This is a genomic window from Nitratireductor sp. OM-1 (genome assembly GCF_003296175.1).
GTDB classification, from domain to species: domain Bacteria; phylum Pseudomonadota; class Alphaproteobacteria; order Rhizobiales; family Rhizobiaceae; genus Nitratireductor; species Nitratireductor aquimarinus.
Map to the genome: position 1 here is coordinate 3,205,218 of NZ_CP029208.1, position 12,700 is coordinate 3,217,917.

Here is a 12,700-nt window from a genome sequence, read left to right on the forward strand (position 1 = left end):
ATGTTTCACAAGATCCTCATCGCCAATCGCGGCGAAATCGCCCTGCGCGTACTGCGCGCCGCCAAGGAGCTCGGCATCCAGACCGTAGCCGTGCACTCCACGGCGGACGCGGATGCGATGCATGTGCGCCTTGCCGACGAGAGCGTATGCATCGGGCCGCCGCCCTCGCGCGACAGCTATCTGAACATTCATCAGATTCTGGCCGCCTGCGAGATCACCGGCGCCGACGCCGTGCATCCGGGCTACGGCTTCCTTTCGGAAAACGCCAAGTTCTCCGAAATTCTGGCCGCACACAATCTCACCTTCATCGGCCCCTCGGCCGACCACATCCGCATCATGGGTGACAAGATCACCGCCAAGAAGACGGTGAAGGCTCTTGGCATTCCCGTGGTTCCCGGCTCCGATGGCGCCGTGACCGACGATGTGGAAGCCAAGCGCATTGCCGCCGATATCGGCTATCCGGTGCTGATCAAGGCATCGGCCGGCGGTGGCGGACGCGGCATGAAGGTTGCGCGCACCGAGGCTGATCTTGCCGAGGCGCTCTCCACCGCCCGCACGGAAGCGGGTGCGGCCTTCGGTGACGACGCGGTGTACATCGAGAAATATCTCGAAAAGCCGCGCCACATCGAGGTTCAGGTGATGGGCGATGGCGCGGGCAACGCGATCCATCTGGGTGAACGCGACTGCTCGCTGCAGCGCCGTCACCAGAAGGTGTGGGAAGAGGCCAACTCGCCTGCCCTCAATGTCGAGCAGCGCAACCGCATCGGCGAAATCGTCTCCAAGGCCATTGCCGATCTCGGCTATTCCGGCGCGGGCACGATCGAGTTCCTCTACGAGAATGGCGAATTCTACTTCATCGAGATGAACACCCGCCTGCAGGTGGAGCATCCGGTGACGGAAGCCATCACCGGCATCGATCTGGTGCATGAGCAGATCCGCGTCGCTTCCGGCGGTGGACTGTCCTGCACGCAGGATGAGGTGCGTTTCGAGGGCCATGCCATCGAGTGCCGCATCAATGCGGAAGACCCGCGCACCTTCACCCCCTCGCCGGGCACGATCACGCATTTCCATACGCCGGGCGGTCTTGGCATCCGCGTCGATTCGGGCGTCTATTCGGGCTACCGCATCCCGCCTTACTACGACAGCCTGATCGGCAAGCTGATCGTGCATGGACGCAACCGCGTCGAGTGCATGATGCGTCTGCGCCGCGCGCTGGACGAGTTCGTCGTCGACGGCATCAAGACCACGCTTCCGCTGTTCCAGGATCTGGTCGGCAATCCCGATATCGCCAATGGCGATTACGACATCCACTGGCTGGAGAATTACCTGGCGAAAACGAGCTAGAGTTTCGGTTACCCCGTTTCTCTGTCAGTGATTGAGATCGCCCTTTGTGCGTCCAGTGGACGCCGGGCGATCCAAAGCTCGCCGCCCCATGTGATTCTCCGGCGATCTGGCCGGTTGAGCACGATGGCACGACCTTTCGCACCAGGATTTCGGATCCCTCCGGATCTTCTTCTTCGCGCTTACGCCACCGGGGTTTTCCCGATGGCGGAAAGTGCCGATGACCCGGAGGTTTTCTGGGTGCGGCCGGAAATGCGCGGGGTCATCCCGCTCGATTCCTTTCACATCCCCAAAAGCCTCGCCAAGACGCTGCGCCGCGCGCCCTTCCGCATCGCCTTCGATACGGACTTTGAGGGTGTCATAGAAGGCTGTGCAGAGGCGCGGCGCGATACCGACGACACATGGATCAACACGCCCATCCGCGAAGCCTACGGGCTTCTATTCGAGAACGGGCACTGCCACACGGTGGAAGCCTGGACGGATGAAGGGCTGGTTGGCGGGCTCTACGGCGTCACGCTTGGCCGCGCCTTCTTCGGCGAGAGCATGTTTTCGCGCCAGACCGACGCCTCCAAGGTCTGCCTTGTGCATCTGGTCGAGCGGCTGCGCGAACGCGGCTTCACATTGCTCGACACGCAGTTCACAACGCCGCACCTAAAACAGTTCGGCGCGATCGACGTGCCCCGCAGCCGCTATGAGCAGATGCTTCAGGACGCGCTGCAAAAGGGCGAAGCGCGCTTCAGCCCCTGACAGTCCGCGTCGATGGAAATCAGTAGGGTTTCACTCAGTCCGCGTCCGGCGGCGGGACTTCCGTGTCTTCCTTGCAGGCCTTGAGCCACACGTCATAAACCGCGTGCTCTACGGCATTGAGGCCCGGGCTTTCGGCCAGCATCCAGCCGGTGAAGATGCGGCGGATCTCACGGTCCAGCGTGATCTCGTCCACTTCCACGAAAGCGTCGGTGCGCGGCTCCTCGGTCTCCTCGGAGCTGTAGCAGACGCGCGGCGTCACCTGCAGAGCGCCAAACTGGACGGTCTCATGCATATAGACGTCGAAGGAGATGATGCGGCCGGTAATCTTGTCGATGCCGGTGAATTCGGCCACCGGGTGCTGCAAACGCTCTGCATGTGCCGGCAGGGCGGCAAACGTCGCCATTCCCAGTCCCAGCGCTGCAACAAGCCTGAAACCGGCTTTCTTCTTGAGGCCTGAATTCATGTGGCTCGACACCCGTCCTGTTCGCTTGTCATCCGGGATAGACCGGCAGAATCACCAAGTCCATGGGAAGGCGCACAACTAATGTTAAATTGTGGCAAGAACAGCGCGCGGCTTCAACCGCCGGGCGTCCACGCATCATAGTCGCCGGTCACGCGCGGGCGTTCCTTGCCGGTCGCAATCGATCCCTGCGGACGATAGGCGGCGGGGGTGCCCGTGAGATTCGGCTGATGCGGCTTCTGCCATTCGCGCGGCGTGTAGTTTTCGTTCACCGGCGCAACATCGACACGGTGGTGCAGCCAGCCGTGCCAGCCAGCGGGAACCAGAGACGCATCGGAAATGCCGTTATAGATTACCCAACGGCGCGTGCGCCCTTCGGAATCCTTGCCGCCTTCGTAATAGATGTTGCCGAACTCGTCTTCACCGACGCGCGTGCCCTTGCGCCACGTGTGGAAGCGGGTGCCCAGTGTCTGGCCATTCCACCAGGTGAAAAACTGAAGCAGGAACTTCTTCATGGCGTCCTCAAGTCGCTCGCTATCATCGTTCGAGATGGCTCGTGAGTTGCGTTATGGCGTCCGCATCGCCAGAAGGCAAGGCCCGTTACGGATTGCTCAAAGTTCATTTCATCGCATTCGCCGTATCACGGCTGTTTTCGGGCCGGCAAAGGGGTTTTGCCCCTCACCTGTCTCATGGCTGGAAAAGCCGGAAGCGCAGCGAGGACGTGGTTTCCGGGGACCGGATGGAGAGCGCCTTCCGCGCAGCGGTCAAAGCCCACGCCTGTCGCCGGCATGAGGCCTGATGCGCGCGAATGCCGCAAGAGGGATAGCCGGCTGACAAAAGGATTCGGTCTCGAATCAGGGCCGAGCCCTGCGTCGGGGAGCCTGTCTTGTGGCCCCTTCCCTAAAGCAGTCTGCGGTAGATCAGAGCCGGGATATCGAAACCGGCGCTGCCGCAATCCTCGCTCTGGCCCATCTGCTCAAATCCCAGATGCTCATAGAAGCCACGCGCCCGGCCATTGGCCTCTTCCACTTGGAGCGTGATTTCGCGCGCCTCGGGAAAGCAGATCGCCACCTCGTCGAACAGGGCCAGACCGATGCCACGCCCCTGGCAGGCCGAACGGACGTAAAGCTGATGCAGCTTTATGGATTTGCCTTCATGCTCGGCGACGGCGAAGGCCATACCGCCGATATCGCTGCCATTGTCTGCCAGAACGAATTCGGAGTGCGGCTGTTTCAGCCGCGCCCTCAGAGCCTCGATGGAGTGCCAGGCACCGGTGATCTCATCCACACGCTCGCGGCCGTAGATCGCGTCATAGGTGTCGTGCCAGGTTTCCACGAGGAGCGCTCGCACGGCCGGCAAGTCACGCTCGCCGGCCGTGCGGACAAAATAACCGCCGGCATCAATCATTGATGCCGAGCTTTTCCTTCACCAGCGCGTTGACGGCCTGCGGGTTGGCCTTGCCACCGGTGGCTTTCATCACCTGACCGACGAACCAGCCGGCCAGCGTCGGCTTGGCCTTGGCCTGCTCGACCTTTTCCGGGTTGGAGGCGATGACTTCATCAACGGCCTTCTCGATTGCGCCGGTGTCGGTGACCTGCTTCATGCCGCGCTCATCGACGATGGCGACCGGATCGCCCCCCTCGGTGAACACGATCTCAAACAGATCCTTGGCGATCTTGCCGGAAATCGTGCCGTTCTTGATCAGGTCGATGATCGCGCCGAGCTGGTTGGCCGAAACCGGTGTCTCGTCGATCCCCTGCCCGGCCTTGTTCAGCGCGCCGAGCAGATCGTTGATGACCCAGTTGGCAGCAGCCTTGCCGTCACGTCCCTCTGCAACCTTCTCGAAGAAGTCGGCTGTCGCCTTCTCGGCGATCAGGACCGAAGCGTCATACTCGGACAGGCCGAAGGCTTCGATGAAACGCGCCTTCTTCTCATCCGGCAGCTCCGTGAGGTCGGCTGCAAGCGCATCCACATAGGCCTGATCGAATTCCAGCGGCACCAGATCCGGATCGGGGAAGTAGCGATAGTCGTGCGCTTCTTCCTTGGAGCGCATGGAGCGCGTCTCGCCCTTGGCCGGGTCGAACAGGCGGGTTTCCTGATCGATGGAACCGCCATCCTCGAGAATCGCGATCTGGCGACGGGCTTCCGATTCGATGGCCTGACCGACAAAACGCACCGAGTTCACATTCTTGATCTCGCAGCGCGTGCCGAATTCACCGCCCGGCCGGCGCACGGACACATTCACGTCGGCGCGCATGGAGCCTTCGTCCATGTTGCCGTCGCAGGTGCCCAGATAACGCAGGATGGTGCGCAGCTTGGTCAGGAACGCCTTGGCCTCGTCCGAAGAACGGATATCGGGCTTGGAGACGATCTCCATGAGCGCGACGCCCGAGCGGTTGAGATCCACATAGGACATGGTGGGATTCTGGTCGTGCATCGATTTGCCGGCATCCTGCTCCAGATGCAGGCGCTCGATGCCCACTTCGATTTCCTCAAACGAGCCGTCCTTGGCGGGGCCGACGGAAACCGTCACCTTGCCCTCGCCGACGATCGGCTGCTTGAACTGCGAAATCTGGTACCCCTGCGGCAGGTCCGGATAAAAATAGTTCTTGCGGTCGAAGACCGAGCGCAGGTTGATCTGCGCTTTCAGGCCAAGGCCCGTGCGGATTGCCTGCTTGACGCAGACCTCGTTGATGACGGGCAGCATGCCGGGCATGGCCGCATCCACGAGGGAGACATTCGCATTGGGGGCAGCACCGAAAGTCGTCGAAGCGCCGGAGAACAGCTTTGCTTCAGACGTTACCTGGGCATGGATCTCCATGCCGACGATGATTTCCCAGTCGCCGGTAGCGCCGGAGATGAAACGCTTGGGATCGGGCGTGCGTGTATCGATGAGTGTCATGGTTTCACGGTGCCGTGCAGTCGGATGGTTCGGAATGGACTGCCGCATTCGCTAGACCAAACATACCCGCGTGGCAAGCCAAGCGCTTTATTCCGGCCACAGTTTGCGTTATGAAATGCAGCATCAACGGAGTTTTTATGTCCAACTATCTTGAGGCCCGGTAGGGCCCCGAACCTGAACCAACACAGGGTCGGGGCGAGAAAACCTTGAAACCCTGCGCCATCGCAAGGCGGCGCAGCGATGTTTGCCGGCCATTTGGCCGGTGGTTTTCCCATTGGTTCGCGCCAGTGGTTTTCCAGGACTTCAAGATATGGATATTTCGCGCGCAGAGCAGCGCATCCTGCATATATTGGCGCAGGGTGGCCGGATCGTCATCGAAAAGGACGAGCAAGGCCAGATTCTCGAACTGAACTGCATCACACGTGACGGCTGGCAGTTTCCCGGCCTTGACCTGACACTGTTCAGAAAAATCAAACGCAAACGGGCAATCCAGTCGCGCAACAGCGGTCCCTACCGCATCACGCGCCGCGGCCTTCAACTGGTCCGCTCACAGCTCGATAACCGTTAAAACAAAAGAGGCTGCCGAAAGGCAGCCTCTGTCTGTTCAGGCGGTCGCGATGTAGCTGCGAATGTCTTCGGCCTCGCGCTCGACCTCCTCGATGCGCTTTTTCACGACATCGCCGATCGATATGATGCCGGCAATCTTGCCGTTCTCTTCCACCGGCAGGTGCCGGAAACGGCCTTCGGTCATGATCTGCATGACCTCGTTGACCGTGTTCTGCTCATGGCAGCGGCGAACTTTTGCGGTCATGACCGCAGAAACTGGCTGTTCAAGCATGTCGGCGCCATCGCGCCCGATCACGCGCACAATATCGCGCTCCGACAATATACCTGCGATACGCCCGTCGGGCTCCGTCACAACGACGGCACCGATACCGCGTTCAGACAAAAGCTGGGCGGCCTCCGCCAGCCTCCTGTCCGGACCGATGGTGACCACATTGCGCCCTTTGGCGTCCAGAATGGCCTTCACCGTCATGGCAATCTCCTTCTTCTGGCAACAGGGCAATGTTGCGCCGTGAAAGAGCGCTTTGCAAGTAGACGAATGCTTATGCCGTCGTCGAAATCCTGCCCTTAGGAAGGGAAATCAGCCTGACGCCGCGCGGGCGGGCGATCAAAGAACTGGATGCCGAAGAAACCCAGGAGAAAACCGCCGATATGGGCTTCCCAGGCGATCTGGGGACCGTTGACCACGGTGCCGCTCATCAGGCCCGTCACCACATTGGCCACCATCCAGACGCCAAGGAACACCACGACGCTGCGCGATTTCACGACCAGGGAGACAGGAAGCACCGGCCCGGTGAAGGCCGGCTTGGGCTGACGCCGATCCACCCGGAACGCAAAGCGGGCTGCAGCCCCCATCATCGCGGAAATGGAGCCGGACGCGCCAACAAGAGGCACTGCCGAGGATGGATAGAGCAGGTAATGCAGCCCGACGGCGGCAAGCGCGCCTGCCACCCAGAACAGGACGAAACGCGCGCTTCCGATGCGGTTGGCAAGCGGAGACCCGAAGGCGGCAAGCCAGATCATGTTGACCAGAAGATGCCCCCAACTTCCATGCAGGAAGGAATAGGTGACGGGGCTGATGAAAGCGTAGGTGTCGAGCGCAAACTGCCCGCTATAGCGGATCGGCAGAAACGCGAAGTGCACCATCAGCCAGACCTGCTGATCAATGCTCATCCAGAATGTCTCGATGGCAAAAATTGCAACGCAGATCAGGCCGAGGACCGTGACGGCCGGCGCCAGGTTGAACACCGGCTCCCTGCCATCACCGCCGTTCCGCTCAAACCCATTTTCGGATTCCGCTTCAGGAATCGCCCGCTCTTCATCTCTGTTCATGATTTTGCGTAGCAGACCCGTGGAAAAGAAAAAAGCCGCTCAGGATGAACCTGAACGGCCTGGTCGAGCCCCCACTCCGGCTTTCGTGAGAAAGACCGGCCCCGGCCCGTCAGTTGGAGCATCGGGCGCCCCCGCTACTCCCTCAATCATTCAGATCGTCCTTCAGGCGTCCACGGGGACGCATGGCGATCTGGTTGATTCGGTCTTGCTAACGGCCGGACACTGCCACCGGCCCGAAACCCGCGCAATCTAAACCCTTTGTTAACCCTAACAGAGCGGCTGCGCGAACAACCCCCATCGCTTTGGCACGCATCCTGCACCCATCCACATGTCGCTATTGAAAATGCCTGCACCTGTCCGCCTATGGGACAGGCCCGGGCCGAGAGTAAGGAGCCAAGAGGCATGAAACATGATGGTTCGGTGACGTTGTTCCAATATTGGAACAGGTTGCGTGGCAACCGTCCGGCCCCCAGGCGCACGGAAGTCGAGCCGGCAGAGATCAAGACACTGCTGGCCGATACGTTCATTCTGGAACGCGATGCGCGCGGCGAAGCCGTGTTCCGCCTCGCTGGCACCCGGCTGTGCGCCACATTCGGAAAGGAACTCAAGGGCCTCTCCTTCGCCTCCCTGTGGCCGGGCCGTGATCAGGCCGTGGTCGGCAAGCTTGCGCGCAGCGTGTTCGACATGAAATCCGTGGTGGTTCTTTCCTTTGCGGGACGCAACAGGAGCGGCGATGCCGCAGCCTTCGAGCTTCTGCTTCTGCCGCTTGAAGGCGGCATGGAAAGCCCGCGCGCCATGGGCTCGCTGCTGGCCTGCCACAAGCCTTTCTGGCTTGGCGCAGAACCAATCGTGGAATGTGAAGTCACCTCGCTGCGGATCATCGACGCCGACCGCGAGCCCTCCCTCCTGAAGAACCGGCCAGCCGTCCAGGTGCCGCCACTGGTGCCGGAGCGCCGCTCCATCACCGACAGCCTCATCGAACCCGGCCAGGGCCGCCGCTTCCGCCATCTCGTGGTTTTCGACGGTGGGCGCAACGAATAGTTGCCCCTTACCGCTTATTAACGGATCAGGCGTAGTGTCGCGCTGCCCCATGGGCCAGCTGGAATCTGCAGATCGAAGGGCGCAAGACACGATGAGAGCGGCGATCAACCGATCCCCATCAGACGATGAAAGACGCAGCTTTCAGCGCGTCAAGGTGTCGATCTATGGCCGCTTCATGCTTGAGGATCGCAGCGAACACCCCTGCCGGGTGACAGACATGTCACCGGGCGACGTTTGCCTGATCGCACAGCATTCGGGCAGGCAGGGCGAGCGCGTGATTGCCTATCTCGATCATATCGGCCGCATTGAAGGCGAAGTGATCCGCGTCAACCGCGACGGTTTCGCCATGACGGTGGTTGCCTCCGAGCGCAAGCGCGACAAACTCGCAGCCCAGCTCACATGGCTTGCCAACAAGCACGAGCTGGACCTGCCGGAAGATCGCCGTCATGAGCGTATCGCACCGCGCAACCCGATCAGCGTTCTGCGCCTGCCGGACGGCCGCGAATATCGCTGCCGCATCATCGACCTGTCTCTTTCCGGCGCAGCCGTGGAGAGCGAAGTGCGGCCTGAACGCGGAACGCAGGTTCATCTTGGCACGATGCGCGGACAGGTGGTGCGCCATTTCGACGATGGCGTCGCCATCGAATTTGCAAGCATCCAGAACCGTCAGGCGCTGGAAGCAGAGTTCTCGCTGCCGACGGAAGCCTGACCGCTGCATTCGTAACAGCGACCCAAGCACCCATCCGCGCTGCCAGCTCTCCAAAGTCCGAGACGATCACATCCCAGTCCCGTTCTGCGACAGGATCGCGTGACGATCCGCTGCCATATTCCAGCGGACGCGGGAACGCGCGAGGCGTCGATACCCGGATCAGGAAGGATCGCTTCCAGTTTTTTCCGATGCAGGACATCCAGCCGCAGGAAGGATCGCCGCCTCGCGCGCCACACCTTCGCGCCAGTCCACCACCGTGCCGAATACATCGAACACCAAAGCCTTCACACCATTCATGCCGCTCTCCTCTCCATCGTCGATCCGCCCGTGAAGTGCGGCGCGAACCGAGCGCCGTGACGCCTTCGAATTTCATTACAATTTTAGACAAATTTTATTCAAATATAATTCGATTTTTATATTGATTAGATCAAAACACAAATAGAATTTAGCGCGATTTATACTTCGCAATTTTGCCTGGAATAAATTCCCCTGTGTCATTGTCCTCTCAAACGGGGAGACAAGACTATGGGGCATTCAAAGAGCGCACGGCTGATCGCGGCCGCCGCACTTGCATTCGGGGCGTTCACCACGGGGGCGTTCGCCACACCCAATTTCATGAAGACCGGTGGCTTCACCAGTCAGCCGATCGGTCACTATGAACTTTGCCAGCGCGAGCCGGTCGAGTGCAACCAGACAACGGCGCGCCCGCGCCCGGTGAAGCTGACGCGCGAGATGTGGAAAGCCATGATCGACGTCAACAATGCGGTGAACTCAACGGTTCTGCCGCGCACCGACATGGAGATGTGGGGCGTGGAAGAGTACTGGTCCTACCCGACGGCCTATGGCGACTGCGAGGACTATGTTCTTGAGAAGCGCCGCCGCCTGATGGCAGCCGGCGTGCCTGCCGGCAATCTGCTGATCACGGTGGTGCGCCAGCCCAATGGCGACGGCCATGCCGTTCTGACCGTGGTCACCAATATGGGCGATTTCATTCTCGATAATCTGGAAGCCCGCGTCTCTCTGTGGGGCGATACGGATTACACCTATCTCAAGCGCCAGGCCGCTTCGCATTCGGGCAAGTGGGTCAACATCAACAACGGACAGCCCGTCGCCGTTGGCAGCGTCGCTTCGAGCCGCTGATCTTCTCAACAAAACACATGGGCGAAGTCGACTGAACGCGCCCATGTCTTTCTGAACACCAACGGAGAACGCCGCGCTCCCGATCTTCGGACCGGCGGCATCCGTTGCGGGACACCCGGTCGAGTCCCCACCTCCCCGTCCCCAACGACCGGGTCAGGAGCCGGCCCACCCCATGGGTCGGCTCCACCTTTTTCGGGAACTCAGACTTCCTTCAGATCCGCGGAAAAGCGCTGACCGTTCTTCACATAGTGATCGGCAGACCAGCGGAGCCCGCGCACCGCTTCCTCATCCAGTTCACGCACGACCTTGGCAGGCGAACCGACGATCAGCGAATTGTCGGGGAATTTCTTGTTCTCGGTAACGAGCGCGCCGGCCCCGACCAGGCAGTTCCTGCCGATCTCAGCGCCATTGAGCACCACCGCGCCCATTCCGATCAGGCTGTTTTCGCCGATCCGGCAACCATGCAGGATCGCCCGGTGCCCGACCGTGCAGCCGCGCCCCACGACCAGCGGAAAGCCCATATCCGTATGAAGTACGGAATGTTCCTGAATGTTGGTGTCTTCGCCGATATCGATCAGCTCATTGTCACCGCGCAGGACGGCGCCGAACCAGACACCCGCATTGCGACCGAGCCGCACACGCCCGATCAGCGAGGCGTCCGGCGCGATCCAGTTTGTGTCCCTGTCCTCGAACTGCGGGCTCTCGCCCTCCAACGCATAAATCGGCATGAAAAACTCCCGGTAGATTAAGGCGGCACACTACAACACGCGGGCGGGAATCAGAATCTGCATTTCGCCGCTTCAAATCCGCCCGACCGCCAGCACCGCCTCGATAACAACCACACCGGTCGCCGTCACCCATAATCCGGACGTGAAAGCCGCACCCGCCAGCGCGCCATGCCCGATCAGCCTCTGCCTGTGGCTTGCGAGCGCTTCACGCAGGAAAACGACCGGTCCCACGCACAGCATGACCGCGAGGGATCGCAAAACACGCCGACGAACGATGAAGGGCGACTGGAAGCGCACACGCCTGCCGGTCAGAAGCTCAAAGAGACTTGAAAGGAGACCGCAAAAGACAAGTCCGGCGGCAAACGCCGCCCCGCAAAGCCCGATATGGACCATGTCTTTACGCTCCTTTTACCATAAGAACCCAAGGTCAATACAACCTTTGAGGCAAACTTCGTGCCGATTCCCGTGTCCCGTATCGAGACACAAGCGAGGATCCGAAACTGACGACCGAAAACGACATCAGCGCTGCCAACACATCTGCCGCCGTGCAAAGAAACCGGTTTGCGCGCCGTGTGTTTCAGTTCTTTCTGCTGCTGCTGGCGCTTTCCATCGGCATCCTGTTTGTCGGCCAGTGGTATGGAGACACGCTGTCGGAAGCCGGTCACACCGCGTCCATGAAGCCGCGCGAGATCGTCATCGGCAACAATGTGCTGACATTTCCGGAAAACATGATCCGCTTCAAGGCCGCACGGCAGGATGGTGTGAGACAGCGTCTGGATGTCTACATGGTCTGGCCCGAACTCGAGGGCTATTCGCCTGACCGAAGCGATGATTTCAACCATGTGGACGGTTCGCGACGCATCCTGTTTGTGACATTCGAGGAACAGATGATGTCGCGCGACATGAGCAACCGGCTTGAACCCGTCTACCGGCAGGTGATCGAGGCGCACTCGGTTGGCGGACCGGAGAGCATTCGCTTTCACCGCTTCAAACAGGGCTCGGGCTATGAGGGTGAAGTCCTTGCGGTTTCGGCTTCAGAACCGGGGGAAGAACCCTTCGTGGCGCGTTGCCTGACAGGAACTGCGGCGCGGGAGGCGCTCGCGCCGTGCGAACGCGACATCAACCTGGGCAACCGGCTGAGCATGACCTACCGCTTTCCCGCCTCGCTGCTCGGCCAGTGGCGGCTTCTGGACAAGGACATTCGCCGGAAGGTCGCAGAGCACATCAAGACCCCGCTGTAAGCCCCCTTTGGCAGAAAAAAGCCCGCATGCGACAGCGCATACGGGCTTTCGAATTCACGCCGCCGCGCCAAAAGCGCCTGCATGCGTCTGGCCGAAACGGCTCAGAGGTCGATGTCGAGAATGGCCATCGAGAAATTGTAGGAGAGCTCTCCCTCTTCCTCGTCCTTGAAGACGATACCGAGGAACTCGTCACCAAGATAAAGCTCGCAGGAATCGTCCTTGCGCGGACGCGCCTTCACGGTCAGCGCATCATTGTTGAAGGTACGTTTGAAATACGCTTCGAGCTTTCGGATCTCTTCGGGCTTCAAGAAACATCTCCAGTGCCTGGCGCATCGTGTGAAACCGGACCGGTTTCGGGACAGCACGACGCACAGCTTCAGATTTGATGCAGACCCGCCGGATATCCGTACGAACACCCGGTAGCCCTGCTGTGATCGCGGCGCTTCTGACATGAGGCCAGCGCCACTGTAAACCCTGAAACCGGGATTTCAGCCG

Annotated in this window: 17 protein-coding genes; 7 read left to right on the forward strand and 10 right to left on the reverse strand. The window is 60.6% G+C overall.

Features of this window, described 5'->3' with window-relative positions; all coding sequences use genetic code 11:
• A complete protein-coding gene (gene accC / locus DEJ54_RS15350) occupies positions 1-1,344 on the forward strand; it encodes an acetyl-CoA carboxylase biotin carboxylase subunit (protein WP_113155331.1) in 1,344 nt (447 codons plus the stop codon).
• A 123-nt stretch (positions 1,345-1,467) separates the two neighbouring features.
• Positions 1,468-2,088: a leucyl/phenylalanyl-tRNA--protein transferase gene (aat, locus tag DEJ54_RS15355; protein ID WP_113155332.1), complete on the forward strand. Its 621-nt coding sequence runs from the start codon at positions 1,468-1,470 to the stop codon at positions 2,086-2,088.
• 34 nt (positions 2,089-2,122) lie between these two features.
• Here the strand turns inward: aat and DEJ54_RS15360 are convergent, their stop codons facing one another.
• The 4 genes from DEJ54_RS15360 to gatB all read right to left on the reverse strand — a co-directional run bounded on the left by DEJ54_RS15360 (position 2,123) and on the right by gatB (position 5,450).
• Positions 2,123-2,491, reverse strand: coding sequence for a DUF2155 domain-containing protein (locus tag DEJ54_RS15360; RefSeq protein WP_245447808.1), 369 nt, complete (start codon positions 2,489-2,491; stop codon positions 2,123-2,125).
• Between the two features lie 173 nt (positions 2,492-2,664).
• Positions 2,665-3,063 carry an NADH:ubiquinone oxidoreductase subunit NDUFA12 gene (locus DEJ54_RS15365; RefSeq protein WP_113155334.1) on the reverse strand — a complete coding sequence of 133 codons (399 nt, stop codon included), beginning with the start codon at positions 3,061-3,063 and terminating at the stop codon, positions 2,665-2,667.
• A 385-nt stretch (positions 3,064-3,448) separates the two neighbouring features.
• Entirely contained in the window at positions 3,449-3,955 is a 507-nt protein-coding gene (locus DEJ54_RS15370) for a GNAT family N-acetyltransferase (protein WP_113155335.1), read from the reverse strand.
• Positions 3,948-5,450, reverse strand: a complete 1,503-nt coding sequence (gene gatB, locus DEJ54_RS15375) for an Asp-tRNA(Asn)/Glu-tRNA(Gln) amidotransferase subunit GatB (RefSeq protein WP_113155336.1) — start codon at positions 5,448-5,450, stop codon at positions 3,948-3,950. Before gatB ends, DEJ54_RS15370 begins: the two co-directional genes overlap by 8 nt.
• A gap of 310 nt (positions 5,451-5,760) precedes the next feature.
• Here gatB and DEJ54_RS15380 point away from each other — a divergent pair, with 310 nt between their 5' ends.
• Positions 5,761-6,018: a YjhX family toxin gene (locus DEJ54_RS15380; RefSeq protein WP_113155337.1), complete on the forward strand. Its 258-nt coding sequence runs from the start codon at positions 5,761-5,763 to the stop codon at positions 6,016-6,018.
• Positions 6,019-6,054: 36 nt separating this feature from the next.
• On the opposite strand, the gene DEJ54_RS15385 is transcribed toward DEJ54_RS15380, so the two are convergent.
• Together DEJ54_RS15385 and DEJ54_RS15390 are read right to left on the reverse strand one after the other, a co-directional pair.
• A complete protein-coding gene (locus DEJ54_RS15385; RefSeq protein ID WP_113155338.1) occupies positions 6,055-6,486 on the reverse strand; it encodes a CBS domain-containing protein in 432 nt (143 codons plus the stop codon).
• 95 nt (positions 6,487-6,581) lie between these two features.
• A complete protein-coding gene (locus DEJ54_RS15390) occupies positions 6,582-7,346 on the reverse strand; it encodes a rhomboid family intramembrane serine protease (protein ID WP_113155339.1) in 765 nt (254 codons plus the stop codon).
• A 402-nt stretch (positions 7,347-7,748) separates the two neighbouring features.
• Here DEJ54_RS15390 and DEJ54_RS15395 point away from each other — a divergent pair, with 402 nt between their 5' ends.
• Together DEJ54_RS15395 and DEJ54_RS15400 are read left to right on the forward strand one after the other, a co-directional pair.
• Complete coding sequence (locus tag DEJ54_RS15395) at positions 7,749-8,387, forward strand: PAS domain-containing protein (RefSeq protein ID WP_113155340.1); 639 nt, start codon at positions 7,749-7,751, stop codon at positions 8,385-8,387.
• A gap of 91 nt (positions 8,388-8,478) precedes the next feature.
• Entirely contained in the window at positions 8,479-9,096 is a 618-nt protein-coding gene (locus DEJ54_RS15400; RefSeq protein ID WP_113155341.1) for a PilZ domain-containing protein, read from the forward strand.
• A gap of 159 nt (positions 9,097-9,255) precedes the next feature.
• Here the strand turns inward: DEJ54_RS15400 and DEJ54_RS15405 are convergent, their stop codons facing one another.
• Positions 9,256-9,393 carry a hypothetical protein gene (locus DEJ54_RS15405; protein WP_245447577.1) on the reverse strand — a complete coding sequence of 46 codons (138 nt, stop codon included), beginning with the start codon at positions 9,391-9,393 and terminating at the stop codon, positions 9,256-9,258.
• A gap of 228 nt (positions 9,394-9,621) precedes the next feature.
• Between DEJ54_RS15405 and DEJ54_RS15410 the strand changes: the two genes are divergently transcribed.
• Entirely contained in the window at positions 9,622-10,236 is a 615-nt protein-coding gene (locus tag DEJ54_RS15410) for a transglutaminase-like cysteine peptidase (RefSeq protein WP_113155342.1), read from the forward strand.
• Positions 10,237-10,436: 200 nt separating this feature from the next.
• On the opposite strand, the gene DEJ54_RS15415 is transcribed toward DEJ54_RS15410, so the two are convergent.
• Positions 10,437-10,964 carry a gamma carbonic anhydrase family protein gene (locus tag DEJ54_RS15415; protein ID WP_113155343.1) on the reverse strand — a complete coding sequence of 176 codons (528 nt, stop codon included), beginning with the start codon at positions 10,962-10,964 and terminating at the stop codon, positions 10,437-10,439.
• Between the two features lie 72 nt (positions 10,965-11,036).
• Positions 11,037-11,357, reverse strand: coding sequence for a hypothetical protein (locus DEJ54_RS15420; RefSeq protein WP_113155344.1), 321 nt, complete (start codon positions 11,355-11,357; stop codon positions 11,037-11,039).
• A 179-nt stretch (positions 11,358-11,536) separates the two neighbouring features.
• On the opposite strand from DEJ54_RS15420, the gene DEJ54_RS15425 reads away from it, so the two are divergent.
• Positions 11,537-12,205 carry a hypothetical protein gene (locus DEJ54_RS15425; protein ID WP_224873344.1) on the forward strand — a complete coding sequence of 223 codons (669 nt, stop codon included), beginning with the start codon at positions 11,537-11,539 and terminating at the stop codon, positions 12,203-12,205.
• 101 nt (positions 12,206-12,306) lie between these two features.
• Here DEJ54_RS15425 and DEJ54_RS15430 read toward each other — a convergent pair whose 3' ends face one another.
• The gene (locus tag DEJ54_RS15430; protein WP_113155346.1) at positions 12,307-12,513 is read right to left on the reverse strand and encodes a DUF3126 family protein; all 207 of its coding nucleotides are present in this window, start codon (positions 12,511-12,513) and stop codon (positions 12,307-12,309) included.
• Between the last annotated feature and the right edge of the window lie 187 nt (positions 12,514-12,700).

What these genes read in the sequence shown, in the direction of transcription:
- accC (WP_113155331.1), top strand. Translation starts at nt 1, where the DNA reads ATGTTTCACAAGATCCTCATCGCCAATCGCGGCGAAATCGCCCTGCGC.
- aat (WP_113155332.1), top strand. Translation starts at nt 1,468, where the DNA reads ATGGCACGACCTTTCGCACCAGGATTTCGGATCCCTCCGGATCTTCTT.
- DEJ54_RS15360 (WP_245447808.1), bottom strand. Translation starts at nt 2,491, where the DNA reads ATGGCGACGTTTGCCGCCCTGCCGGCACATGCAGAGCGTTTGCAGCAC.
- DEJ54_RS15365 (WP_113155334.1), bottom strand. Translation starts at nt 3,063, where the DNA reads ATGAAGAAGTTCCTGCTTCAGTTTTTCACCTGGTGGAATGGCCAGACA.
- DEJ54_RS15370 (WP_113155335.1), bottom strand. Translation starts at nt 3,955, where the DNA reads ATGATTGATGCCGGCGGTTATTTTGTCCGCACGGCCGGCGAGCGTGAC.
- gatB (WP_113155336.1), bottom strand. Translation starts at nt 5,450, where the DNA reads ATGACACTCATCGATACACGCACGCCCGATCCCAAGCGTTTCATCTCC.
- DEJ54_RS15380 (WP_113155337.1), top strand. Translation starts at nt 5,761, where the DNA reads ATGGATATTTCGCGCGCAGAGCAGCGCATCCTGCATATATTGGCGCAG.
- DEJ54_RS15385 (WP_113155338.1), bottom strand. Translation starts at nt 6,486, where the DNA reads ATGACGGTGAAGGCCATTCTGGACGCCAAAGGGCGCAATGTGGTCACC.
- DEJ54_RS15390 (WP_113155339.1), bottom strand. Translation starts at nt 7,346, where the DNA reads ATGAACAGAGATGAAGAGCGGGCGATTCCTGAAGCGGAATCCGAAAAT.
- DEJ54_RS15395 (WP_113155340.1), top strand. Translation starts at nt 7,749, where the DNA reads ATGAAACATGATGGTTCGGTGACGTTGTTCCAATATTGGAACAGGTTG.
- DEJ54_RS15400 (WP_113155341.1), top strand. Translation starts at nt 8,479, where the DNA reads ATGAGAGCGGCGATCAACCGATCCCCATCAGACGATGAAAGACGCAGC.
- DEJ54_RS15405 (WP_245447577.1), bottom strand. Translation starts at nt 9,393, where the DNA reads ATGAATGGTGTGAAGGCTTTGGTGTTCGATGTATTCGGCACGGTGGTG.
- DEJ54_RS15410 (WP_113155342.1), top strand. Translation starts at nt 9,622, where the DNA reads ATGGGGCATTCAAAGAGCGCACGGCTGATCGCGGCCGCCGCACTTGCA.
- DEJ54_RS15415 (WP_113155343.1), bottom strand. Translation starts at nt 10,964, where the DNA reads ATGCCGATTTATGCGTTGGAGGGCGAGAGCCCGCAGTTCGAGGACAGG.
- DEJ54_RS15420 (WP_113155344.1), bottom strand. Translation starts at nt 11,357, where the DNA reads ATGGTCCATATCGGGCTTTGCGGGGCGGCGTTTGCCGCCGGACTTGTC.